Origin of the sequence: Kitasatospora fiedleri, from assembly GCF_948472415.1 — a bacterium.
Classification (GTDB): domain Bacteria; phylum Actinomycetota; class Actinomycetes; order Streptomycetales; family Streptomycetaceae; genus Kitasatospora; species Kitasatospora fiedleri.
This window is the reverse complement of record NZ_OX419519.1, coordinates 7,650,555-7,673,272: the sequence shown is the minus strand read 5'-3', so window position 1 is coordinate 7,673,272 and position 22,718 is coordinate 7,650,555. Positions and strand designations below refer to the sequence as shown.

12 protein-coding genes and 5 pseudogenes are annotated in these 22,718 nt (G+C 73.1%); 3 read left to right on the top strand and 14 right to left on the bottom strand.

The features are described 5' to 3' along the window. Positions 1–65: 65 nt before the first annotated feature. From QMQ26_RS35000 to QMQ26_RS34980, 5 genes are all read right to left on the bottom strand, one after another. Positions 66–977, bottom strand: coding sequence for a 2-hydroxyacid dehydrogenase (locus QMQ26_RS35000; RefSeq protein WP_100838830.1), 912 nt, complete (start codon positions 975–977; stop codon positions 66–68). Positions 978–1,035: 58 nt separating this feature from the next. Beyond that, positions 1,036–2,112: a LacI family DNA-binding transcriptional regulator gene (locus QMQ26_RS34995; protein ID WP_282204122.1), complete on the bottom strand. Its 1,077-nt coding sequence runs from the start codon at positions 2,110–2,112 to the stop codon at positions 1,036–1,038. Positions 2,113–2,343: 231 nt separating this feature from the next. Further along, a complete protein-coding gene (locus QMQ26_RS34990; protein ID WP_100838832.1) occupies positions 2,344–3,336 on the bottom strand; it encodes an ABC transporter substrate-binding protein in 993 nt (330 codons plus the stop codon). 128 nt (positions 3,337–3,464) lie between these two features. Further along, on the bottom strand, positions 3,465–4,676 hold the full coding sequence (locus QMQ26_RS34985; protein WP_282204121.1) for an ABC transporter permease: 1,212 nt from the start codon (positions 4,674–4,676) through the stop codon (positions 3,465–3,467). Continuing rightward, the gene (locus tag QMQ26_RS34980; protein WP_111551561.1) at positions 4,673–5,458 is read right to left on the bottom strand and encodes an ATP-binding cassette domain-containing protein; all 786 of its coding nucleotides are present in this window, start codon (positions 5,456–5,458) and stop codon (positions 4,673–4,675) included. The genes QMQ26_RS34985 and QMQ26_RS34980 overlap by 4 nt, the downstream gene beginning before the upstream one ends. A gap of 224 nt (positions 5,459–5,682) precedes the next feature. On the opposite strand from QMQ26_RS34980, the gene QMQ26_RS34975 reads away from it, so the two are divergent. Beyond that, entirely contained in the window at positions 5,683–8,805 is a 3,123-nt protein-coding gene (locus tag QMQ26_RS34975; protein WP_282204120.1) for a GH92 family glycosyl hydrolase, read from the top strand. Between the two features lie 112 nt (positions 8,806–8,917). Here QMQ26_RS34975 and QMQ26_RS34970 read toward each other — a convergent pair whose 3' ends face one another. From QMQ26_RS34970 to QMQ26_RS38525, 5 genes and pseudogenes are all read right to left on the bottom strand, one after another. Further along, positions 8,918–10,315, bottom strand: a complete 1,398-nt coding sequence (locus tag QMQ26_RS34970; RefSeq protein WP_404814238.1) for a glycoside hydrolase family 76 protein — start codon at positions 10,313–10,315, stop codon at positions 8,918–8,920. Positions 10,316–10,465: 150 nt separating this feature from the next. Beyond that, positions 10,466–12,819, bottom strand: a pseudogene (locus QMQ26_RS34965) (AbfB domain-containing protein). Between the two features lie 68 nt (positions 12,820–12,887). Beyond that, the gene (locus QMQ26_RS34960) at positions 12,888–15,779 is read right to left on the bottom strand and encodes an RICIN domain-containing protein (protein ID WP_282204119.1); all 2,892 of its coding nucleotides are present in this window, start codon (positions 15,777–15,779) and stop codon (positions 12,888–12,890) included. Positions 15,780–16,165: 386 nt separating this feature from the next. Then, positions 16,166–16,621 carry a discoidin domain-containing protein gene (locus tag QMQ26_RS34955; RefSeq protein ID WP_282204118.1) on the bottom strand — a complete coding sequence of 152 codons (456 nt, stop codon included), beginning with the start codon at positions 16,619–16,621 and terminating at the stop codon, positions 16,166–16,168. A 41-nt stretch (positions 16,622–16,662) separates the two neighbouring features. Beyond that, positions 16,663–16,902 (bottom strand): annotated as a pseudogene (locus QMQ26_RS38525) (discoidin domain-containing protein); the annotation flags it as partial. Here QMQ26_RS38525 and QMQ26_RS34945 point away from each other — a divergent pair. Continuing rightward, positions 16,808–17,020, top strand: a complete 213-nt coding sequence (locus QMQ26_RS34945; protein WP_282204117.1) for a hypothetical protein — start codon at positions 16,808–16,810, stop codon at positions 17,018–17,020. The pseudogene QMQ26_RS38525 and the gene QMQ26_RS34945 sit on opposite strands and share 95 nt — an antisense overlap. Positions 17,021–17,023: 3 nt before the next feature. Next, on the top strand, positions 17,024–17,191 hold the full coding sequence (locus QMQ26_RS34940; protein ID WP_282204116.1) for a hypothetical protein: 168 nt from the start codon (positions 17,024–17,026) through the stop codon (positions 17,189–17,191). Here the strand turns inward: QMQ26_RS34940 and QMQ26_RS34935 are convergent. The 4 genes and pseudogenes from QMQ26_RS34935 to QMQ26_RS34920 form a co-directional block, all read right to left on the bottom strand. After that, entirely contained in the window at positions 17,112–19,967 is a 2,856-nt protein-coding gene (locus QMQ26_RS34935; RefSeq protein WP_282204115.1) for a beta-glucosidase, read from the bottom strand. The genes QMQ26_RS34940 and QMQ26_RS34935 overlap by 80 nt on opposite strands. A 358-nt stretch (positions 19,968–20,325) precedes the next feature. Continuing rightward, positions 20,326–21,054, bottom strand: a pseudogene (locus tag QMQ26_RS34930) (putative Ig domain-containing protein); the annotation flags it as partial. Between the two features lie 249 nt (positions 21,055–21,303). Continuing rightward, positions 21,304–21,663 (bottom strand): annotated as a pseudogene (locus tag QMQ26_RS34925) (putative Ig domain-containing protein); the annotation flags it as partial. A gap of 399 nt (positions 21,664–22,062) precedes the next feature. Further along, a pseudogene (locus tag QMQ26_RS34920) lies at positions 22,063–22,679 on the bottom strand (cytochrome P450). Between the last annotated feature and the right edge of the window lie 39 nt (positions 22,680–22,718).

The following is a 22,718-nucleotide window of genomic DNA, read 5'->3' as shown; positions in this document are numbered from 1 at the left end:
GTGATCGTCCGAAGGAAGTGCCGCGCGGGCGCGAGCGGCGGCCGGGGGCGGGCGGGTGGTGCGGGTCAGTGCCCGGGGGCGAGCGGTTCGCCGTGCTCGAACCGCAGGACCTGTCGGCGCAGGGCGCGCTTGGCCCGCGGCAGGAAGGCGCTGCTGGGGCCGCCGACGTGCGGGGTGATCAGCACCCCGGGGGCGTGCCAGAGCGGGTGCCCGGCGGGCAGCGGCTCCGGGTCGGTGACGTCGAGCGCCGCCCGCAGGCGCCGCGCGGAGAGTTCCGCGAGCAGCGCCCCGGTGTCGACGACGGGGCCCCGGGCGACGTTGACGAGCAGCGCGCCGTCCTTCATCCGGGCCAGGAACCCGGCGTCGGCCAGGTGGCGGCTCTCCGGGGTCAGCGGCGTCAGCAGCACGACGACGTCCGCGGCCGGGAGCAGTTCCGCCAGCTCCGCCACGCCGTGCACCCCCTCCTCGGGGCGGGGGCGGCGGGCGACCCGGACCACCTCGCACTCGAAGGGCTCCAGTCGCGCGGCGAGCGCCCGGCCGATCGAGCCGTAGCCGAGGATGAGCACGGTCCGGTCGGCGAGGGACGGGTGGAACTCCTGCTGCCAGCGCTCCTGGTCCTGGAGGCGGGTGAAGTGCGGGACGCCGCGCAGCGAGGCGAGGATCAGCGTCACCGCCAGCTCGGCGGTACTGGCGTCGTGCAGCCCGGGCGCGTTGCACGCGACGGCCCCGGCCGGCACGTGCGGCAGGACGTCGTCCATCCCGGCGGTGAGCGTCTGGACCACCTTGAGCGACGGCAGCCGCCCGATCACCGGCAGCGCGACGGCGTGCCGCATGTACGGCAGGCAGAAGAACTCCACCTCGCGCAGCGCCTCGTCCGGCGGCACCGGCCCGTCCCCGTCCCACACCAGGGCGTCGAGTCCGGCGGGCAGACCGCCGATCGCATCGGGGGCGTACGGCAGGAGGTAACGAGCGCTCATGCCCCGACCTTAACCACCGCACCCCCCGCCCCACCGCCCGGGCCGGAGCCCGGGCCGCTCAGGGCGCCGCGGCCGGGCTGTCGGTGGGGTGGTCGGTCCGGTGGGCGGGGCGTTCGCCCGAGCGGCGTTCGACGAAGCGGGTGAGCAGGACGACCTGGCGCGGGGCGGAGCGGTCGCCGGTGATCCGGGCGAACAGGAGGTTGGCCGCGGTGCTGCCGACCGCGACCGGGTCCTGGCTGACGACGGTCAGGGGCGGGTTGAGGCGTTTGGCGAGCGGCAGGTCGTCGAAGCCGACGACGGCCATCGGCGCGGGGCCGTCGGTGGTCTCCGGGTCGTCCGGGCCGTCCGGGCCGTCGGCGCGGTCCAGGACGCCGAGCGTGATCAGGTCGTTGCTGCTGAACAGGGCGGACGGCGGTTCGGGCAGGGCGCGCAGGGCGGCGAGGGCGAGCCGGGTTTCCGGGTGGGAGCGCAGGCCGTGCCGCACCAGGGCGGGGTCGGGGGCCAGGCCGCGGGCGCGGAGCGCGTCCAGGTAGCCCGCGTGGCGTTCGCGCTGGGTCCAGATGTCGTAGCGGTCGCCGAGGTAGGCGATCCTGGTGTGGCCGTGGTCCAGCAGGTGGGTGACGGCCCGTCGGGCGCCGTCGCGGTTGTCGACCGTGACGGTGTCCACGTCGAGGTCCTTGGCGGGGCGGTCGACGCAGACCACCTGGGTGCCCGCCTCCATGGCGGGTTTCAGGAAGCCGTGGCTGCCGATGGTCGGGACGATGATCAGACCGTCCACCTGCCGGGCGGTGAAGGCCGCGATCACCTCGCGCTCCCGGCGCGGTTCGTCGTTGGTGCTGCCGACCAGGACGACGCAGCCGCGCCGGTGCGCCTCGTCCTCGATCGAACGGGCCATCAGGGCGTAGAAGGGGTTGGCGAGGTCGTCGACGACCAGCCCGATCGTGGACGTGCCGAGTCGTTTCTGCCGCAGGTTGCGGGCGTTGTCGTTGCGCTGGTAGCCGAGTCGGCGCACCGCCTGTTCGACCCTGGCGGCGGTGTCGGGCGAGACGCCCGGGGTCTGGGAGACGACCCGGGAGACCGTCATCAGACTGACCCCCGCGGCTTCGGCCACGTCCTTCATCGTCGGGCGCTTCAACAGGGCTCCTCCTCGGCACGCTCCCCCGGGGCCCGCCGTCGAGCCCCTGCCGCGGCCCCGCGGCGTCCGGTGCGTGCGCGCGCGGCGTACCGGGGCATCGGACGACGGGGGTCCCGGGCGCCCGCGGGTCGGCGCGGGCGTCGGAGAGTGCATCCTACGACGCCCGCCGGCCCGTCCCCGGCCGACCGCCGGGCGGCTCCCGCCGGGGCCGGGAGCGGTCCCGGCCCGGGGTCAGCAGGCTTCCCGGTAGACGTACTTGCCGACCTCGGGGTCGTCCAGGTTGGCCTTGGTGATGGCCACCATGGTGGTGCCGATCTGCGCGGTGACCGGCTGTCCGGCGACGGCGGCGAGCGCCTGGTCGACGCCCTGGGTGCCGATGCCGGCCGGGTCCTGGGCGACCAGGACGTCCAGGGTGCCGCTCTTCAGGGCGGCGACCTCGTCGGGCTCGGCGTCGAACGCGGCGACCTTGACCGCGCCCTGGCGCCCCGCGGCCTGGAGGCCGGTGGCGACGCCCTGCGCGGTGTTGGTGTTGCCGGCGAAGACCCCGCCGAGGTCGGGGTGGGCGGCCAGGGTGGCCTGGAGCTGGGAGGCCGCGGTCGCGGGCAGGTCGTTGTCGTAGAGGACGGGCAGCAGGGTGATCGCCGGGTGGTTCGCCTTCATCTCCTCGGTGAAGCCCTTGATCCGGGCGTCGGTGGTGGAGACCCCGGGCTTGACGCTGATCACCAGGGCGGAGCCCCGGTCCCCCATCAGCTCGGCCAGCGCCTTGGCGGCCGTCCGCCCGCCGGCCTCGTTGTCGGAGGAGATCCGGGAGACGCCGACGGAGGCGTCGCTGACCGCGGTGTCCACCAGGACGACCTTGGTGCCGGCGTTCTGCACCTGGGTCAGCGACGGGGTGAGGGCCGCGGTGTCCACCGGCGAGATCAGCAGCCCGTCGGGGCGGTTGGCGCCGACCGCGTCGACGATGGGCCGCTGCACGGCGACGTCCCACTGCGCCGAGCCGTCGACGGTGAGCTTCACGCCCCGCTTCTCGGCCTCCGCCTGGGCGGCGCAGGCCATCGTGATGTAGAACGGGTCGCTCTTGACGCCGGTGACGAGTTTCAGCGTGACGCTCTTGGCACCGCCGCCGCCGTCGCTGCCGCAGCCGGCGGTGGCGGTACCGGCGGCGACCAGGGCGAGGACGGCGCAGCAGCGGACGAGGGTGCGCGATCTGCTGGTTCCGGGCATGGCGGGTCTCCTCCTGCGGGTGGGGGGAACTGCGGGTGGGTGGGGGCGGGCGCGCGGGAGCGGGCTCGTGGGGTCCGGGCGTGCGGCGACCGGACGTGCGGCGGCGCCCGGGCGGACCGGCCGGGTGGTCAGCCGCGCTCGCGGCCGCGCCGGCGGAACTGGTCGAGGTAGACCGCCGCGACCAGGACCACGCCGATCGCGACGTCCTGCCAGTACTGCTGGACGTCCATGATGATCAGCCCGGTGGTGAGCACGGCCGGGATGAAGACGCCGATCACCGTGCCGAGCACGCTGCCGCGCCCGCCGAACAGGCTGGCGCCGCCGAGCACGACCGCGGTGATGACCTTCAGGTTGTCGGTGGAGTGCCCGGCGATCGAGGTGGTGCCGAAGTAGGCCAGCCACATCGTGCTGCCGAGTCCGGCGAGCAGCCCGGTCAGGGCGTAGACCCGCACCAGGTGACGGTCCACGTCGATGCCGGAGCGGCGGGCGGCCTCCGGGTTGGAGCCGATCGCGTAGGTGTGCCGGCCGAACCGGGTGCGGGCCAGGACCAGGCCGAACACCACGGTGGTGGCGAAGGCGATGACGACCAGCCAGGGGATCTGGCCGAGGAGTTTGCCGAAGCCGACGCCGCGCTGGAGCTTCCCGGAGACCGCCCCGGCCGGGTCCTGGCCGCCGGTGACGATCTGGGCGATGCCCAGGGCGGCGCCGAAGCCGCCGAGCGTGACGATCAGCGGCGGCACCTTCGCCTTGGCCACCAGCCAGCCCTGCAGCGCGCCCCAGAGCAGCCCGGTGACGAGCGCGATCAGGGTGGACACCGCGACGGTGCCCCAGCCGGCCGCCGCCCCGCCGTGGTGGATGGTGTACTCGGCCGACAGCACGGCGGAGAGCACCAGGACCGAGCCGACCGACAGGTCGATCCCGGCGACGATGACCACGTACGTCATGCCGACGCCCAGCACCAGGTAGATCGCGGCGTTGGTGGCGATCTGGGTCAGGTCGTAGCGGGTCAGGAAGGTGTCGGGCCGGGCGGCGGTGAAGAACGCCACCAGCAGCAGCAGGACGCCGAAGGTCCACGCCTCGTTCGCCGCGGCGAGCCGGCGCGCCCACCCGGGGACGGCGCGCGGGGAACGCCGCACCGCGCCGCCGCCGACCGCCTTGCCGGCCCCGCCGGCGCCCGCCTCACCACCCTCGACCACGACCGCCTCACCGCCGACCGCCTCACTACCGACCGCCTCGCCGGCACCGGCCGCTGCACCGACACCGGCCGCCCCGCCGTCCTCGACCGCCCCGCCGACTCCGGCCGTCTCGCCGCCGGCCGCTCCGGGCATCCGCGTGCTCACGCCGTACCGTCCTTCCTGGTGGAGGTGGGCACCGGGTCCAGCGCCCCGGTCATCGCGCCGACCAGTTCCTCGACCGAGGTGGCGGCGGCGTCGAAGACCGCCACCCGCCGTCCCAGGCGCAGGACTTCGACCCGGTCGGCGACCGAGAGCACCTCCGGCATGTTGTGGCTGATCAGGACGACCGAGATGCCGCGGTCGCGGACCCGCCGGACGGTCTCCAGCACCCGGCCGCGCTGGACCACGCCGAGGGCCGCGGTGGGCTCGTCCATGAAGATGACGCGGCTGGCGAAGGCGACCGCGCGGGCGACCGCCACCGACTGCCGCTGGCCGCCGGAGAGCGCGGCCACCGGGACGGACACGTCCCGCAGGTCGACGCCGAGTTCGGCGAAGGCGGCGACGGCGGCGCGGCGCATCGCGGTGTTGTCCAGCACGCCGAGCCGGCCCAGCAGGCCGGGGCGGTGCAGTTCGCGGCCCAGGTGCAGGTTGGCCGCGGCGTCCAGGTCGGGGGCGAGGGCCAGGTCCTGGTAGACCGTCTCCACGCCGTGGCGCCTGGCGTCGAGCGGGCCGGCGAACCGGACCGGTGTGCCGTCCACCAGGATCTCGCCGCCGTCGGGGGCGGCGGAGCCGGAGAGCGTCTTGACCAGGGTGCTCTTCCCGGCGCCGTTGTCGCCGATCAGGGCGACCACCTCGCCGGGGTGGACGGTGAAGTCGGCGCCCTGGAGGGCGTGCACCTGGCCGTAGCGCTTGCTCACCTGCCTGGCTTCCAGGAGGGGTTGTGTCATTGGGCCGGCCTCCGTGCCGCAATTGGTAACGTTCACGCAAGAGTTGGGAGTCTGATGGCGTGGCGGCGGGCTGTCAATAGCTTCGTCACACCTCGATGTCCCGGGCAAAGTCCCCGGAAAAAACCGGAGTTGACGTTGTGTCATGACCTTGACTGGCGCTCGACATCGTCGGAACAATGCCACTCGCTCGGTAACGTTCACATCGCTACCGGAAGGTGCTCACGGTGCCCCTGCCCGCTCTCAAGTCCCGGGCCGCCGTCGCGGCCGGCGCGCTCCTGCTCGCCGCCTTCGGCCCCGGCCTCCTCGCCACCGCCCCCGTCGCGCACGCCGCGACGGCGGCGGCCAACCTCACCCCGTACGTCGACCCGTTCATCGGGACCGACGACAGCAACGCGCCGAACCCCGTCGGGGGCGGCGCCGGCGGCTCCACCTACCCGGGCGCCGTGGTGCCCTTCGGCGGAGTCCAGTTCAGCCCCGACACGCCGACGGCCTCGCCGTCCGGCTACCGCAACTCGGACACCTCGATCGAGGACTTCAGCCTCACCCACTTCGACGGGGCCGGCTGCCCGAACAACGAGGACCTCCCGCTGCTGCCGGTCACCGGCGCGCTGGGCGCCTCGCCCGGCAGCAGCTGGACCGGCTACGCCTCGGGCTACACCAAGTCGAACGAGGCCGCCTCCCCCGGCTACTACAAGAACCGGCTCGACAAGTACGCCACCGACGTCGAGCTGTCCGCCACCACCCGCACCGGCATGGGCCGGCTCACCTACCCCGCCACCAACGCCGCCCAGCTGCTGGTCAACACCGGCCGCAGCGCCACCGGCAACCGCAGCGGCTCGGTGAAGGTCAGCGGTTCGGAGGTGACCGGCAGCGTCACCGCCGGCGGCTTCTGCGGCTCTTCGAAGACCTACCAGATCTACTTCGACATCCGCTTCGACCGGGCCCCGACCGGCTTCGGCACCTGGTCCGGCTCCACCGTCAGCGCCGGTTCGGCGAGCGCGTCCGGCACCAACACCGGCGCCTACCTCACCTTCGACACCAGCAGCTCGCGGACGGTGCAGTTCAAGGTGGCGCTGAGCTACGTCAGCACCGCCAACGCCCAGGCCAACCTGACCGCCGAGAACAACGGCTGGGACTTCGCCGCCGTGCGCTCCGCCGCCGACGCCTCGTGGAACCAGGTCCTCAACCGGGCCCAGGTCAGCGGCGGTTCGGCCACCGACCTGAAGAAGTTCTACACCGCCCTCTACCACGTCTTCCAGAGCCCGAACGTCGCCAGCGACGTCAACGGCGACTACCGCGGCTTCGACGGCGCGGTGCACAACTCGGCCCGCCCGGTCTACCAGAACTACTCCGGCTGGGACATCTACCGCTCCTGGGCGGCGCTGATCGCGCTGATCGCGCCGAACGAGGCCGCCGACATCGCCAACTCGATGGTCCTGGACGGCCAGCAGGGCGGCCTGCTGCCCAAGTGGTCGCAGCAGACCAACGAGGACTTCGTAATGACCGGCGACCCCGGCCCGATCATCGTCGCCAGCATGTACGCCTTCGGGGCCCGCGGCTTCGACACCGCCGCCGCGCTGGCGCTGATGAAGAAGGCCTCGGCCGGCGGCACCGCGCAGGGCTCGCCGATCCGCGGCAACCAGGGCACCTACACCAACCTGCACTACATCCCCGGCGCGCCGTCCGACTCGCTGGAGTACTCGGCCTCCGACTTCGCCGTCGCCCAGTTCGCCAAGGCGCTCGGCAGCACCGCGGACTACACCGACTTCATGACCCGGGCCCAGTGGTGGCGCAACACCTACGGCCCCGAGTCCGGCTACGTGCAGCCGCGCAACTCCGACGGCAGCTGGAAGTGGCCGCTGGACCCGGCCGCCCAGGCCGACTTCACCGAGGGCAACGCCGCCCAGTACACCTGGATGGTCCCCTACGACTTCGCCGACCTGATCAACGACATGGGCGGCCGGCAGACCGCCGTCCAGCGGCTCGACCACCACTTCACCCAGGTCAACGCCGGGCAGAGCCTGCCGTACTACTACATCGGCAACGAGCCCGAGCACGGCGTCCCGTGGGCCTACAACTACGCCCGCTACCCGGCCGGGGCCTCGGCGGCCGTCCGCAAGGTGATGACCGAGTCCTTCACCACCGGCGCGGGCGGGCTGCCCGGCAACGACGACCTCGGGGCGACCTCGGCCTGGTACGTCTGGGCGGCCCTCGGCCTGTACCCGTCGACGCCCGGCGCCGACACCCTGGCCGTGCACGGCCCGTCCTTCCCGTCCGTGCTGATCCAGCGCCCGGGCGGCAACATCACCGTCAACGCGTCCGGCACCGGCTCCTACGTGCAGGGACTGAAGGTCAACGGGACGGCCACCAGCCACAACTACCTGCGCTACCCGGACCTCGCGGCCGGCGGCACCCTCGACTTCACCATGGGGTCGGCGCCCAGCACGAGCTGGGGCACCGGCGCGGGCGACGTGCCGCCCTCCTTCCAGGACGGCGCGAGCCCGGTGCCCGCCGCCCCGGAGCTGGGCACCGACCTGGCGCGCGGGAAGGCGACCAGCTCCTCGGCCGCGTGCGCCACCGCCGAGGGCGCGGACAAGGCCGTCGACGGCAGCCTGCAGAACAACAGCAAGTGGTGCTCGAAGGCGACCGGGGCGAGCCTCCAGGTCGACCTGGGCTCGGCGCAGCCGGTCGGTTCGGTGGTGCTCAAGCACGCCGGGCTCGGCGGTGAGAACACCGCCTGGAACACCGGCGCCTTCCAGGTGCAGACCAGCACCGACGGCACCACCTGGAGCACCGCCGCCACCGTCACGGGCTCGCGCTCCAGCCGCACCTACAGCCCGTTCGCGGTCCGCTCGGCCCGGTACGTGCGGGTGGTGGTCTCGACCCCGACCAACACCGGCGGCGACACCGCCGCCCGGCTCTACGAACTGGAGGTGTACGCGTCCGGCCCGGGCACCGGGTCCGGTCCGATCACCTCGGGCCTGAACACCGCGAAGTGCGTGGACGACTCCAACTCCGGCACCGCCAACGGCAACAAGGTCGTGCTGTGGGACTGCAACGGCAGCGGCGCCCAGCAGTGGACGTCCACCGGCGGCACCCTCCAGGCGCTCGGCAAGTGCCTGGACGTCACCTCCTCGGGCACCGCCGCCGGCACCCTGGTCCAGCTCTGGGACTGCAACGGCAGCGGCGCGCAGCAGTGGCAGGCCGTCAACGGCACGCTGGTGAACCCCAACTCCGGCCGCTGCCTGGACATCCCGTCCTCCAACACCGCCAACGGCGTGCAGCTCCAGATCTGGGACTGCAACGGGACCACCGCCCAGAAGTGGAACCCGCCGGCCACCGCGTAGCGAGCGGGGCCGTCCGTCCGGTGCCGCCCGCCCCCGACCGGGGCGGGCGGCACCGCCGTGCCCGGGGGGCGGCACGCCGGGGCGGCGGGCGGGCGGCACGCCGGGGCAGGTCTCAGCCGGCCGCGTTGAGCAGGTCGAGGGCGCTCTGCTGGCAGCCGTAGTCGGTGCTGCCGGGGCCGCCCGCCCAGTGCGGGCCGTACTGGTCGAGCGGGTTGCGGTCCTTGGCGAAGGCGGAGTTCGCCCAGGCGGTGAGGGTCGGCGCGTAGGGGTGGTCGGACAGCTGGGTGTTGAGCCGGCCCAGGCCGCGGACGTAGGCGCCCTTGAAGGAGGGGCCGTCGCCGGTGCAGCCGTCGCCCTCGCCGGGTTCGCGCAGCACTCCCCCGCTGGTCAGCCGGGTGGTGGAGGCGTCGGCGAGGGTGCGCGCGGTGGTGAGCAGGCTCGCGTCGCCGGTGGCCCGGTAGAGCTCGGTCAGGCCGCCGAGGACCACGCCCTGGTTGTACGTCCAGGTGGGCTGGCCGTTGTTGGCGCAGGCGTCGTTCAGGCCGTCGTTGACGAGGTGGTCGGCGTTGACCATGCCGCTGCCCCGGAACCAGGTCCACTCGTCGCGGGCCCGCTGGAGGTAGGCGGTGTCGCCGGGGATGCGGTTGTGCAGGGCGGCGGTGAGCTGGAGGTACAGCTCGTTGGTGATCGCGTTCTTGTAGGTGCTGCCGGTGTTCCAGCGCACGCCGCCGCCGCAGGAGCCGGTCCAGTTGGCGGTCATGTGGTCGGCGTCGGCACGGGCGGTGGCCAGGTAGCGGCCGTCGCCGGTCTGGTCGTAGGCGGCCACCCAAGCCAGGCCCCACCAGCCGGTGTCGTCCAGGTACTCGTTGGTGAAGTTGCCGCCCTGCGCGTTGATGTTCTTGTCGTACGTCTCGGCGATGGCGTAGGTGTAGCTGCCCATGCCGGTGAGCCGGGCGTTGTCGATGATCGCGGTGAGCGCGTTGGCGCCGGTCCACCAGCCGTTGCCGCCGAAGAGCTTGGTGGTGCGGTCGAAGGAGGCCATCAGGGCGGTGGCGGCGGCGGTGCGCCGGTCCCAGGCGTTCCAGGTGGTGCGCGCCCAGGGGGTGCAGGCGAGGGCCGTGCCGACCTGTCCGCAGGCCCGCAGCGCGCCGACGCCGCGGGTGTTCCAGTCGTCCACGTTGTACATCAGGGTGCGCCAGCCGCTGCCGCCCGCCGGGACCTTGGTGTCGCCGAGCTTGCTGCCGCCGGTCCAGGTCCGGCCGCCGTCCATGGAGCGGTCCAGCCACACCTCGTCGCCGGCCGCGCCGCCGGTGATCGAGGCCCATCCCATGGCGTCGGCGTCGTCGAAGTGCAGGGCGAGCGTGCGGCCCGAGAGCGTCGCGGAGACCGGCTGCCGGTCCTGCGGGCTGAGGGCGGGGTCGCGGGTGTCGCAGTACTTGTTGCAGATCGCGGCGGTGACGGCCGCGGCGGGGGCGGCGGCGCTGACGCCGGGCAGCGCCGCGGCCAGCACGGCGGTGGAGAGCAGGGCGGCGCGCAGGGGGCGGGACACGGTCACGGGGGTCTCCTGGTGCTGCGGGGGAACGGGGGGACGGGCGGGGGGACGCGGCTGCGGCCGGGCCGGGGTCGGCCCGGCCGCAGCCGGTCGGTGCTGCCGGGTCGGTCAGGGCGCCCAGGGGGCGTCGACGGACCAGGTGGTGTCGGCGACGAACGAGGGGGTGTTGCCGTCCCACGGGTTGCCGCCGCCGTAGGTGGCGATCCACACCTGGGAGTCGAAGTGGCGCAGGTAGCGGTCGGGGTAGTTGTAGGCGGTGAGGCGGACGCCGCCGGTTCCGGGCCGGGCGCAGAAGGTGGCGTCGGCGCGGAAGAGGGCGTCGCTGCCGGCCTCGCGGTGGACCCGGCTGTCGCGGTGGCGCAGGTACTGGCCGGGGTAGTTGCGCGATTCGAAGGAGTAGCAGGCGGGGTCGGCCAGGCCGGGGACGACCTTCCAGGTGGCGTCGGCCTTCAGCAGCGCGCTGCTGGCGGCGTCGACGTGCTCGGTGGTGGCGAGGCCGTCGTAGTGGCGCAGGTAGCGGTCGGTGCAGCAGGCGGTGGTGGCGCGCAGCGACGTGTACTGGCCGGTGGGCAGGGTGGGGTTGGCGGGGGTGGTGCGGGAGGCCGCGATCAGGGCGAGGTTGGCGGCCCGGACCCGGGCGGCGTCCACCTTGACCGTCTGGCGGTCGTAGCTGAGCAGCCCGTTGGCCTCGTTCTCGACGTCGGTGATCTCGGTGTAGACGGAGGCGGAGAGCCCGGCGGGCATCTGGCCGGTGCGCAGGCTGTCGAGCAGGTTGACGAGGCGGTCGTTGAGGGCGGCCGTGCTGGGCTGGTCCTCGTAGCTGAAGCCGCCGCCGGGGTACCACTCGTGGCCGGCCACCCGCAGGCCGAGGCCGCCGTACTCGCCGAGGACGGCGGCCCGGGTGGCGGTGGGGGTGGTGGCGCCGGGGCCGACGTAGACGTGGTTGTCGACCACGTCGCCGTTGCCGCCGTCGACGGCGCCGCAGCAGTTGACGCCGCTCATGTTGTCGACCAGCCGGGAGGGGTCGTACGCCTTGACGTCGGCGGCGATCCGGGCCTGGTCGTACTGGCCCCAGCCCTCGTTCTCGTCGACCCACTGGATCAGCGCGGGCGAGCTGCGGTGCTGGTCGATGATCCGGTGGTACTCGGCCTCCCACTGGGTGCGGGCGGCGGCGTCGGGGTGCGGGTGTCCATCGCGGGCATGTCCTGCCAGACCAGCAGGCCGAGCCGGTCGGCCCAGTAGAACCAGCGCTGCGGCTCGACCTTGATGTGCTTGCGGACCAGGTTGAAGCCGAGGTCCTTGTGCGCCTGGAGGTCGGACTTGAGCGCGTCGTCGGTGGGGGCGGTGTAGATGCCGTCGGGCCAGTAGCCCTGGTCGAGGGTGCCGGTCTGGAAGACGAACTTCCCGTTCAGGACCGGGCGTTGGACGCCGTTGACGGTGGCGACGGCGATCGAGCGGATGCCGGTGTAGCTGCCGACGGAGTCGACGGTGGTGGCGCCGGACAGCAGGTCGGCGCGGACGTCGTAGAGGAACGGGTCCTCGGGGGTCCACAGGCGGGCGCCGGGGACGGGCACGGTGATCGGCGCGCCGACCTGGCCGGTGGCGGTGCCGACCACGGTGCCGCCGGTGGAGACGGTGACCCGCACGCTCTGGCCGGCGGCGCCGTCGGCGAGGGCGGTGGCCCGGACGGTGCCGGCGGCGGGGTCGGGCACCAGGTCGAGGCGGCTGAGGTGGGCGGCGGCGACGGGCTCCAGCCAGACGGTCTGCCAGATCCCGGACGCGGCGGTGTAGAAGATGCCGCCGCCGGAGTGCGGCAGGACGCCGTTGGTGTTGCGCTGCTTGCCGACCGCGCCGCCGCCGGTCTGGGTCGGGTCCCAGACCGAGACCACGACGGTGTTGGTGCCGCCGTTGAGGTACGGGGTGATGTCGTAGCCGAAGGCGTCGTAGCCGCCGCTGTGCACGGCGCCGACCTGGGTGCCGTTGACCCGGACGGTAGTCTGCCAGTCGGAGGCGCCGAAGTTGAGCAGGACGCGGCGGCCGGACCAGTTCGCCGGGACGGTGAAGGTGCGCTTGTACCAGAGCCGGTCGTTCTGGGTGATCTGCCGCTGGATGCCGGAGAGCGCGGACTCGGCGACGAACGGGACGCGGATCTGCTCGCCGAAGGTCGCGGGCTGGCCGGCGCCGGCCGGGGTGACGGCGAAGTCCCAGATGCCGTTGAGGTTGAGCCAGTCGGGGCGGGTGAGCTGCGGGCGCGGGTACTCCGGCAGCGGGTGGTCGACGGGGACCTGGGCGGTCCACGGGGTGGTCATCGGCGGCGATTTGGGCGTCCAGGCGGCGGCCCGGGCCGGGGCCTGCCCGGCCGCCAGCAGCAGGGCGGCGGCCGTCACGAGGACGGCGAGCAGGGCGGCCGTCCGGCTGCGGAGCGCGGCTGCGGCTGCGGCGGCGGGGGGCGGTCGGTGCATCGGTGCTCCTCCAACGAACGGGTGGGGAAGGGCGGTGCGGGGTCGCGGTGGCGCGGAGTGCGGCGGGGTCAGCGCAGCTGCCAGAGGTGGTCGGCGGTGCCGCTGTCGGCGAACTGCACCACCCGGGCGCTGTCCGCGGTCGACATGCCGTCCACGCCCAGCACCTTGCCGGAGTTGCGGTTGCGCAGCCGGAACCAGCCGTCGCCGTTGTCGACCAGGCGCCACTGGTGGTCGGCGGTGCCGTTGTCCGCGAACTGCACCACCCGCGCGCTGTCGGCGGTCGACATGCCGTCGACGCCCAGCACCTTGCCGGAGTTGACGTTGCGGATGCGGAACCAGCCGTCGGCGTCGGCCAGGAAGGTCCACAGGTGGTCGGCGGTGCCGCTGTCGGCGAACTGCACCACCTGCGCGCTGTCGGCCGTCGACATGCCGTCCACGCCCAGCACCTTGCCCGAGTTGCGGTTCTGGACCCGGACCTGGCCGTCGGGCTGGAGCTGCCAGAGGTGGTCGGCGGTGCCGCTGTCGGCGAACTGCACCACCTGCGCGCTGTCCGCGGTCGACATGCCGTCCACGCCCAGCACCTTGCCGGAGTTGCGGTTGCGCAGCCGGAACCAGCCGTCGCCGTTGTCGACCAGCTGCCACAGGTGGTCGGCGGTGCCGTTGTCCGCGAACTGCACCACCCGCGCGCTGTCCGCCGTGGACATCACGTCGACGCCCAGCACCTTGCCGGAGTTGACGTTGCGGATGCGCAGCCAGCCGTCGCCGTTGTCGACCAGCTGCCACAGGTGGTCGGCCGTCCCGCTGTCGGCGAACTGCACCACCCGGGCGCTGTCGGCCGTCGACATGCCGTCCACGCCCAGCACCTTGCCCGAGTTGCGGTTGCGCAGCCGGAACGAGGCGCCGCCGGTGGTCCAGGGCGTGCCGTTCGGGGAGGTGGTGGGGAAGGCGGAGATCCGCAGCCGGGCCGCGCCCATCGGGATGAGGGTGACGGTCTCGACGGGCGCGGTGCTGCGGGCGGGGCTGTTCTGCAGCGGGGTGACCACGTGCTGGCCGTCGGCCTGCCACTCGGGGACGCGGCGGGCGGGCACGGTGATCCGCACCGGGGTGCCGGCCTGGGTGAAGGGGTTGGCCGGGAGCGCTCCCCCGGCGGCGGTGAAGGCGGGGCTCCCGGCGTCCAGCGCGAGGCCGTAGTTCCAGGGCGTGGTGGCGTGCACGGCGTACTCGGGGAAGGCGGCGGTGCCGGCGTACTGCTGGTAGTTCTCGCCGATCCGCAGCGCGTACGTCAGCGGGCCGTGGTCGACCGAGACGCTGCCGCGGTTGGCGGCCCAGGTGCGGACGGTGGTGCGCTGCGGCAGGCGCAGCACGACGGTGTCGCCGTCGCGCCAGGTCCGGCGGACGACGGTGTAGGCCGGTCCGGCGGGGGCGCTGACGGCGGCGCCGTTGACGGTGAGGGCGGGCGCGGCGCACCAGCCGGGGACGCGCAGGTAGAGCGGGAAGTCCAGCGGCTTGGGGGTGCTCAGGCGCAGCGTGACGGTCTCGGCGAACGGGTAGTCGGTGGTCTCGGTGAAGGTGACCGCCGTGCCGTCGGCGACCTTGGCGGTGACCGAGCAGGCGGCGTACATGGCGGCGGCGAGTCCGTTGTCGGGGGTGGCGAGCCAGAGTTCCTCCAGGAAGTAGGGCCAGCCCATGCCGTAGTTGTGCGGGCAGCAGCGGTACTGGTCGACGCCGGGCATGAACGCCTGCATGGCGAAGCCGTTCTGGAACTGGCCCTGGCTCTTGGGTGTGTTGTCGAGGTCGACGCTGTTGGCGCTGGTGATGTAGTGCACGGCCTTGCCGTCGGGGTCGAGCGCGGCGGGCAGCGAGTTGAAGGCGAGGTCCTCGCAGCGGTCGGCCCAGAGCGGGTCGCCGGTGATCCGGTTCAGCAGCTGGTGGCTGGCCATGAACTCGACGACGCCGCAGGTCTCGAAGCCCTGGCGCGGGTCGCCGAAGCCGGGCCGGGCGTTCTCGTCCCCCGCGAAGCCGCCGCCGGGGAACTGGCCGTACTGCGCCATCACCTTGTCGTAGGTGCGGTACGCGGAGCCGGTCAGGGTGGTGGACGGGGAGCGCAGCGCGTACTGGGCGGGTTCGCGGAAGCCCTGCGCGATGTTGACGTTGTGCAGGCTGGGCAGGTTGTCGGTCCAGTTCGCGCCGTAGGTGTGGATCTTGTCGGCCAGGGAGAGCAGGAAGGCGTCGCCGGTGCGGTTGTAGAGCCAGAAGACGCTGTCCAGCGCGTCGCCCCAGCGCACCGAGACCCAGCTGCTGTTGAACGCGCCGGGGCCCTGGGCGTTCATGTAGCGGAAGAAGGCGCTGAGCAGCGGGATGATCCGGGTGTCGCCGCTGTACTCCTGCCAGCTGCGCAGCGCCCAGGTGAGCGGCAGGAACGGCCAGAAGTCCGGTCCGCCGTTGAGCGAGGTGCGCAGGGCGGTCGGCCCGAAGAAGCCGTCGGACTGCCGGGTGGCGACGATCGCGTCGATCCAGCGGCGGGCGGTGGCGAGGGCGGTGGCGTCGCGGGTGGCGACGGCCAGGTCGACGTAGCCGCGCAGCCAGTACGGGACTTCCTCCCAGCCGACCCGGTCGGGGTGGGTCCAGCCGCTGGTGTTCAGGTCGAGGAAGTGCGAGAGCTGGTCGTAGCGGCCGCACAGGCCGGCGAGTTGGAGCCGCAGCTGGCCGTCGAGCCAGCCGGCCGCGGTGATGCTGCCGGGCGGCAGGCGCAGGAACGCGACGGGGGCCAGCGGCGCCGCGTTGGGGAAGTAGAGGCCGCCCGGGGCGGGGGCGACCGTCGCGGCGGCGGCCGTCGCGGCGGCGGGCCGGGCGGGGGCTGGACGTGCGGGGGCGGCGAGCGCGTCGGCCGGTGCGGGCAACGAGAGGCCGGCGCCGACGGCGGCGGCGCTGCCGACGAACTGCCTGCGGTTCATGGGCATGACATTCTCCTCCCGAGGAGAATTCCAACGTTAGAAACCTGGGGGCAACGGCATGACAGCATGCGGCGGGAGCGGTGTCCAGTGCTCCGACAGGGATCGTCGCGGATCGATTCCCATGATCAGCAGCGGCAGCGGGCGACTCACCGGAAAGGCCGGAGGGCCGCCGACGGGCACCGACGCACCCTTGCCGACGACCCTCAGGCTCTGTATAACGTTGTAAAACCCGGTGGCGACCGGGCGCCACGACCCGCCCGCACCCGTGGGCGGGAGACCGGCTTCCCGCCGCCGGGGCACCGGACCGGTCAGCGCCTCCCCGAGCGGCGTCGGGAAGGCGCTGACCACCTCCGGTCCGCGGGGGAGGCAGCCCCCGCGGCGTCAGGACCGGCTCAGCCGTAGGCGTTGAACTCGGCGATCGACCACCAGGAGGTGGACGCCCCGGTCTGCACCACCTTCACGTACCGGGCGTTCTGCGCCGGGAAGTCCACCGTCACCAGCGCCCCCGTCCCGCTGCCCGACGCCACCGCCGAACCCCACGACACCCCGTCCGAGGACAGGAACACCTGGTAGCCCCGCGCGTAGTCGTTCGCACTACCGCCCGAGTCCATCGTGATCCGCGCCAGCGACCGCACCGCACCGGTGTCCACCGTCACCGACTGCCCCGCCGCCATCGGCACGCCCGACGACCACCGCGAACCGGCCACCCCGTCCAGCATGTTCGCCGGAACGTCACCCCGCCCGTCGAGGACGCCGACGCCGACCACCCCGTCCGCGACAGCACGCTCGTCCCGCCGCCGCCCGAACTCCCGCCACTGGTGTAGGCGTTGAACTCTGCGATCGACCACCAGGAGGTGGACGCCCCGGTCTGCACCACCTTCACGTACCGGGCGTTCTGCGCCGGGAAGTCCACCGTCACCAGCGCCCCCGTCCCGCTGCCCGACGCCACCGCCGAACCCCACGACACCCCGTCCGAGGACAGGAACACCTGGTAGCCCCGCGCGTAGTCGTTCGCACTACCGCCCGAGTCCATCGTGATCCGCGCCAGCGACCGCACCGCACCGGTGTCCACCGTCACCGACTGCCCCGCCGCCATCGGCACGCCCGACGACCACCGCGAACCGGCCACCCCGTCCAGCATGTTCGCCGGAACGTCACCCCCGCCCGTCGAGGACGCCGACGCCGACCACCCCGTCCGCGACAGCACGCTCGTCCCGCCGCCGCCCGAACTCCCGCCACTGGTGTAGGCGTTGAACTCTGCGATCGACCACCAGGAGGTGGACGCCCCGGTCTGCACCACCTTCACGTACCGGGCGTTCTGCGCCGGGAAGTCCACCGTCACCAGCGCCCCCGTCCCGCTGCCCGACGCCACCGCCGAACCCCACGACACCCCGTCCGAGGACAGGAACACCTGGTAACCCGCGCGTAGTCGTTCGCACTGCCACCCGAGTCCATCGTGATCCGCGCCAGCGACCGCACCGCACCGGTGTCCACCGTCACCGACTGCCCCGCCGCCATCGGCACGCCCGACGACCACCGCGAACCGGCCACCCCGTCCAACATGTTCGCCGGAACGTCACCCCCGCCCGTCGAGGACGCCGACGCCGACCACCCCGTCCGCGGCAGCAGGGTCAGACCGCCGCCGGTGCCGCCGCCGGTGACGGTGGTCTGGCCGGTGAGGCGCAGGTCGCGGGAGGAGGAGCCGACGGAGACGGTGTGGGTGCCGGGGGCGGTCGTCCAGGAGCCCGCCCAGTACTGGAAGCTGCGGGCGTCCAGGGTCAGCGCGACGTGCTCGGTCCGGCCGGGGTCCAGGGTGACCTTCCGGAAGCCGCGCAGGCTCTTCGGCGGCTCGCCGCCGGCGGCGGGCTGGCCGACGTAGACCTGGGCGACCTCGGAGCCGGCCCGGGTGCCGGTGTTGGTGACGTCGAAACCGACGGCCACGTCGCCCGCGGCGTCCGGCGCGGAGACGGTGAGGCCGGAGTAGCCGAAGGTGGTGTAGGAGAGGCCGTACCCGAAGGGGTAGAGCGGCTCCTTGTTCTTCGCGTCGTACCAGCGGTAGCCGACGTTCACGCCCTCCGAGTACTGCACGCTGCCGTTCTGGCCGGGCCACTGCGCGGTGCTCGCGGCGGGCACGTCGGCGAGCGACTTCGGGAAGGTCACCGGCAGCTTGCCGGAAAAGTTGACGTCCCCGTAGAGCAGCGCGGCGATCGCCGAGCCCGCCTCCTGCCCCGGGTACCAGTTGGCCACGATGCCCTGCACCGCGCCGGCCCAGGGCATGGTGACCGCGGAGCCGCTGTTGACGACCACGACGGTGTGCGGGTTGACGGCGGCCACGTCCGCGACGAGCTGGTTCTGCGCGGCCGACAGGTCGATGTCGCGCAGGTCGGAGCCCTCGGACTGGAAGTCGCTGACGAAGACGAGCGCGAGCTCGGAGTTCCGGGCCGCCGTCACGGCCTGGTCGTGGGCGCTCTGGCCGGGCACCGACCAGCCGAGCGTGGCGTTGCTGCCGCCGCCGGCCTGGTAGTAGTCGACCTCGACGTTCACCGGCTGACCGGCCGTCAGGGTGATGCTGCCGGTGCGGGTGGTCGGGCCCTGGTTGTACCAGTTGTTGATGACCTGCTGCCCGTTGACGAGCAGTCGGCTGCCGTCGTCGCTGTTCAGCGAGAACTGGTAGCTGCCGCTGGCGGGCGGGGTCAGCGTGCCGGTCCACTTCACCGACCAGTTGGTGGCGTTGACCCCGGCGGCGGGCGACTGGCCGCCCCAGACCGTGTCGACGCCCGCGTCGACCCGGCTGGCCACCACCGGCCCGGAGAGGTCGGTGCTGTTGTGGTACTCGCCGTACAGGCCGCTGCCGCTGCCCGAGGACGGCTTGAGCGCGGTGGCCGGCACCGGCGGCAGCGAGCCGTCGGCGGACGGCCCGCCCTGGGCGAACGTCACCGTGGTCCCGGCGCCGGCCCGGGCCTTGATGCCCTGGTAGGGCGTCACCACGTGCGGGGCGTTGACGGCGGCGCTGCCGCCGCCCTGGGTCATCACCCCGGCCCCGGCGTCCTCGCCGATCACCGCGATCGACTTCACCGACGGCGCCACCGGCAGCACCGAGGCGCTGTTCTTCAGCAGGACGCTGCCCTCCTGCGCGACCCGCTGCGCGACGGCGGCGTTCGCGGCGGTGGTGACGACCGCGTCCCGGTTGCCGTTCTGCGCCTTGTCGAAGAGCCCGCGGCGGAACATCGACACCAGCACCCGGCGGACGTGATCGTCGACGGTCGCCTGCGACACCTGGCCCGCGCCGACGGCGTTGGTCAGCGCGCTGCCGTAGTAGTCGCTGCCGGGCATCTCCACGTCCAGGCCGTTGTTGGCCGAGGCCACGGTGGAGTGGGTGGCGCCCCAGTCCGCGGTGACGAACCCCTTGAAGCCGAGGTCGCCCTTGAGCACGCCGTTCAGCAGCGGCCCGTTCTCGCAGGCGAAGGCGCCGTTGACGGCCGAGTACGAGCACATCGCGGAGTCGACGCCCTGCCGGACGGCGGCCTCGAACGCGGGCAGGTAGATCTCCCGCTCGGCGCGGTCGGAGACCACCGCGTTGTCGGCGAGCGAGTTGCGGTTGGTCTCCTGGTTGTAGACCGCGAAGTGCTTCACCTGCGCCATCGGGCCCTGGCTCTGGATGCCCGCGATGTCGGCGGCACCGATCTGCCCGGCCAGGTACGGGTCCTCGCCGAACGACTCGAAGGCCCGGCCCCAGCGCGGGTCGCGGACGATGTTGACCGTCGGGGCGAGCACCACGTTCGTGCCCTTGCCCCACTGCTCGGCGCCGAGCACCTGGCCGTACGCGCGCATCAGGTCCGGGTCCCAGCTGGCCGCCCCGGCCACCGGGGCCGCCAGCTGCGTCACCCCGGTCAGGCCGTCACCGGCGCCCACCGGTCCGTCCTGGAAGTGCAGCGCGGGAATGCCGAGTCGGGTGTTGGCCGGGATGCAGCCCGCGTAGCCGCAGGACGGCCCGCCGTGCAGCATGGTCAGCTTCTCGGTCTGGGTCATCGCCGCGAGCAGTTCGTCGGCGCGCTGGTCCGGGGTCTGGGACGCGTTGGTCCACGGCTGGTCGGCGGCCCGCGCTGCCGGACTGCCGAAGGCGGCGAGGGCCCCGGCCACCAGCAGGGCGGCGAGGGGCCCGGCGAGGGCTGGTCGGTGATCGGAACGGCGCACGACGGCTCCAGTCGGCGGTGGGGGACGCGAGCCGGCGGCTCGCGGGGTGGGGTGGGCCACGGCGGCAAGAACAGAGAGCGCTCTCCCGAATTCTCCTGACCCCCACCTGAACCTGTCAAGGGATCACACCTGTTCCGGTGCGCCACATCCGGGCCTTCCCGCACCCACGTCCCGGGCGGAGGAGCCGCGATCGAAACCGCCTTGGACGCCGTTCCCTCTCCATCTTAGGAGAGCGCTCTCCAAGGTTTCCCGGCCCGAACGGCGTCGGCCCCCGAGACCGCGATCGGGTCTCGGGGGCCGGTGTGAGGGGGTGCGCAACCCGGCGGCGTTCTGCTTCCTCCGCCGGGGGCTACCGGGTTCAGCCGGTCTGGATCGCGGTGTCGTCGATCACGAAGCTGGTCTGCAGCGAGGAGTCCTCGACCGCGTTGAACTTCACCGTGACGCTCTGACCGGCGTAGGCCGACAGGTCAGCGGTCTTCTGCGCGTAGCCGGTGGCCTTGTTGAGGTTCGAGTACGAGGCCACCGTGGTGCCGTTCACCGTGACGGTCAGCTTGTCGTACGCGCTGGAGGTGGTGGTCTCCGCGGTGTCGACGTGCAGCCAGTAGCTCAGGGTCGCCTTGCAACCGGCCGGGATGGTGACGGTCTGCGAGAGGCTGTCGGTGTGGGCGGAGCCGTAGCCGTCCAGCCAGGCCTTCCAGGAACCGCCGTGGGCGGCCTGCGAGGTGGAGTTGTTGACCACGCCGGAGCTGGCGGTCCAGGGGGAGGCGGTGCCGGTCTCGAAGCCGGGGTTGCCGAGCAGCTGGGCCGGGGTGCAGGAGCCCTGGGTGGCGGTGACCGTCCAGGAGAAGGTGGTGGAGGCGGTCTTGTTGGCCGCGTCCTTGACGGTGACGGTCACCGAGGAGCCGCCCGCGGCGGTGGGCGTCCCGCTGATCAAGCCGGTGGAGGCGTTGATCGACAGGCCGGTGGGCAGGCCGGTGGCCGAGTAGGTCAGCGGCGCGGTGCCGCCGGTAGCCGTGATCTGGAGGCCGACCGCGCCGCCGACCGCGGTGGACTGGTTGCCCGGGTTGGTCACCGACACGGCGGCGCCGGCCGGCTTGGTCAGCAGGCAGCCGCTGACGTTCAGGTCGATGACCCGGCCGGTGCCCAGGCAGGTGGTGAACCAGTAGGTCTCCTCACCGTAGCTCTGGCCCTTGGTGACGGTCGTGGTGCCGTCCGCGGCCACCTCGCACGGGTTGTTCAGGGTGCACGTCGCGCCGTCGTCGTTGCCGGTGTTGTTGATGCCGACGACCTTCCGGCTGGCGGCGTCGACGATCGGCGAACCGGACGTGCCGTGCGTGGTGTTGCACCCGGCGCTGTAGCGCAGCGAGTCGTGCCAGGTCCACTGGTCCTCGCGCAGGGTCGGGACGAACCCGTTGATCGAGCAGTTCCACACCTGCTTCCAGTACGAGGAGGGTATGTACATCGAGGACCCGTCGACCGGGTGGGTGTCGCTGATCGTCAGCGCCGTCGCCCCGTACTTGGAGGTGATCGAGGCGAAGGTGTCGGTGAGCTGGTAGAGCGCGACGTCGGTGCCGGTCATCGTCGCGTACAGCACCTTGTCCGCCTGGACGGTGCCGAGCGAGGTGCCGGCGGAGTTGAGCAGCGTGCCGCTGCGGCTGGCGCTCGCGTTCTGGATGACCTGACCCGCCGTCGGCATGGTCGGCAGGCAGTGGCCGTTGGTCAGCATCAGCGCCCGGTCGGTCTCCACCGAGCTGGGGTAGCGGACCAGCGAGGCGGAGCAGTTGCTCAGCGCGATGGTGGAGGTCAGATCGCCCGCCTGAACGGCCTGCGCGGGAGCGGCACCGAAGGTCAGGGCGCCCGCGACGACCGTGCCCGCGCCCAGCGCGGCGGCGAATCTCTTGAACATGGCTCTCCTTGTGGGGATTGCAGACGTGCGACCGGTCGGCGCACGCCCGCGCCGCACGAAAATGCCATGCCCGCTTCAACTTGGTCAACCATGCCGGCGGAACCCGCGGCCGAAATCGCCCCCGGCCGCTCCGGCCGGTCGCCCGGCCCGCGCGCTCACCCGGCCCGTGCGGTCATCCGGCCCGTGCGGTCACCAGGCGACCGGGAGTTGCTCGACGCCGTAGACCGTCGAGCCCCGGCGGAATCGGAGGGCCGTTTCGGGGACGGCGAGCCGGAGGGCGGGGAAGCGGCGCAGCAGGGCCGGCAGGGCGATCCTCAGCTCCAGCCGGGCCAGTTGCTGGCCCAGGCACTGGTGGACGCCGAAGCCGAAGGAGAGTTGGGCGACCGGGCGGCGGTGGACGTCGAGTTCGTCGGGGCGTTCGGGACGAGGGCGGGGTCGCGGTTCGCGGTCAGCGGGGAGAGCAGCACGTGCTCGCCGGCGGCGATCCGCTGGCCGTTGACCTCGACGTCGGCCACGGCGGTGCGCAGCAGCGGGGCGGGGATGGCGAGGTGGCGCAGGAGTTCCTCGACGGCCGGGCCGGTGGTCGCGGGGTCGTCGCGGAGGGCGGCGAGTTGGTCCGGGTGGCGGAGCAGGGCCAGCACGCTCAGGGCGAGCATGGTCGCCGTGGTCTCGTGTCCGCCGACCAGGAGGGTGGTGCCGAATCCGACGAGTTCGTCGTCGGTGAGTTCGGCGCCGTGCTGCCGCACCACCGCGCCCAGCACGCCGCGGCCCGGGGCGGCCCGGTGGCGGGCGACGGTGTCGGCCATGGCGGCGTTCAGTTCGGCCGACGCGGTCACCAGCCGGTC

Coding starts and splice junctions, on each gene's coding strand:
- QMQ26_RS35000 (WP_100838830.1), bottom strand. CDS start 977: ATGAGCGCTCGTTACCTCCTGCCGTACGCCCCCGATGCGATCGGCGGT.
- QMQ26_RS34990 (WP_100838832.1), bottom strand. CDS start 3,336: ATGCCCGGAACCAGCAGATCGCGCACCCTCGTCCGCTGCTGCGCCGTC.
- QMQ26_RS34980 (WP_111551561.1), bottom strand. CDS start 5,458: ATGACACAACCCCTCCTGGAAGCCAGGCAGGTGAGCAAGCGCTACGGC.
- QMQ26_RS34960 (WP_282204119.1), bottom strand. CDS start 15,779: ATGCCCATGAACCGCAGGCAGTTCGTCGGCAGCGCCGCCGCCGTCGGC.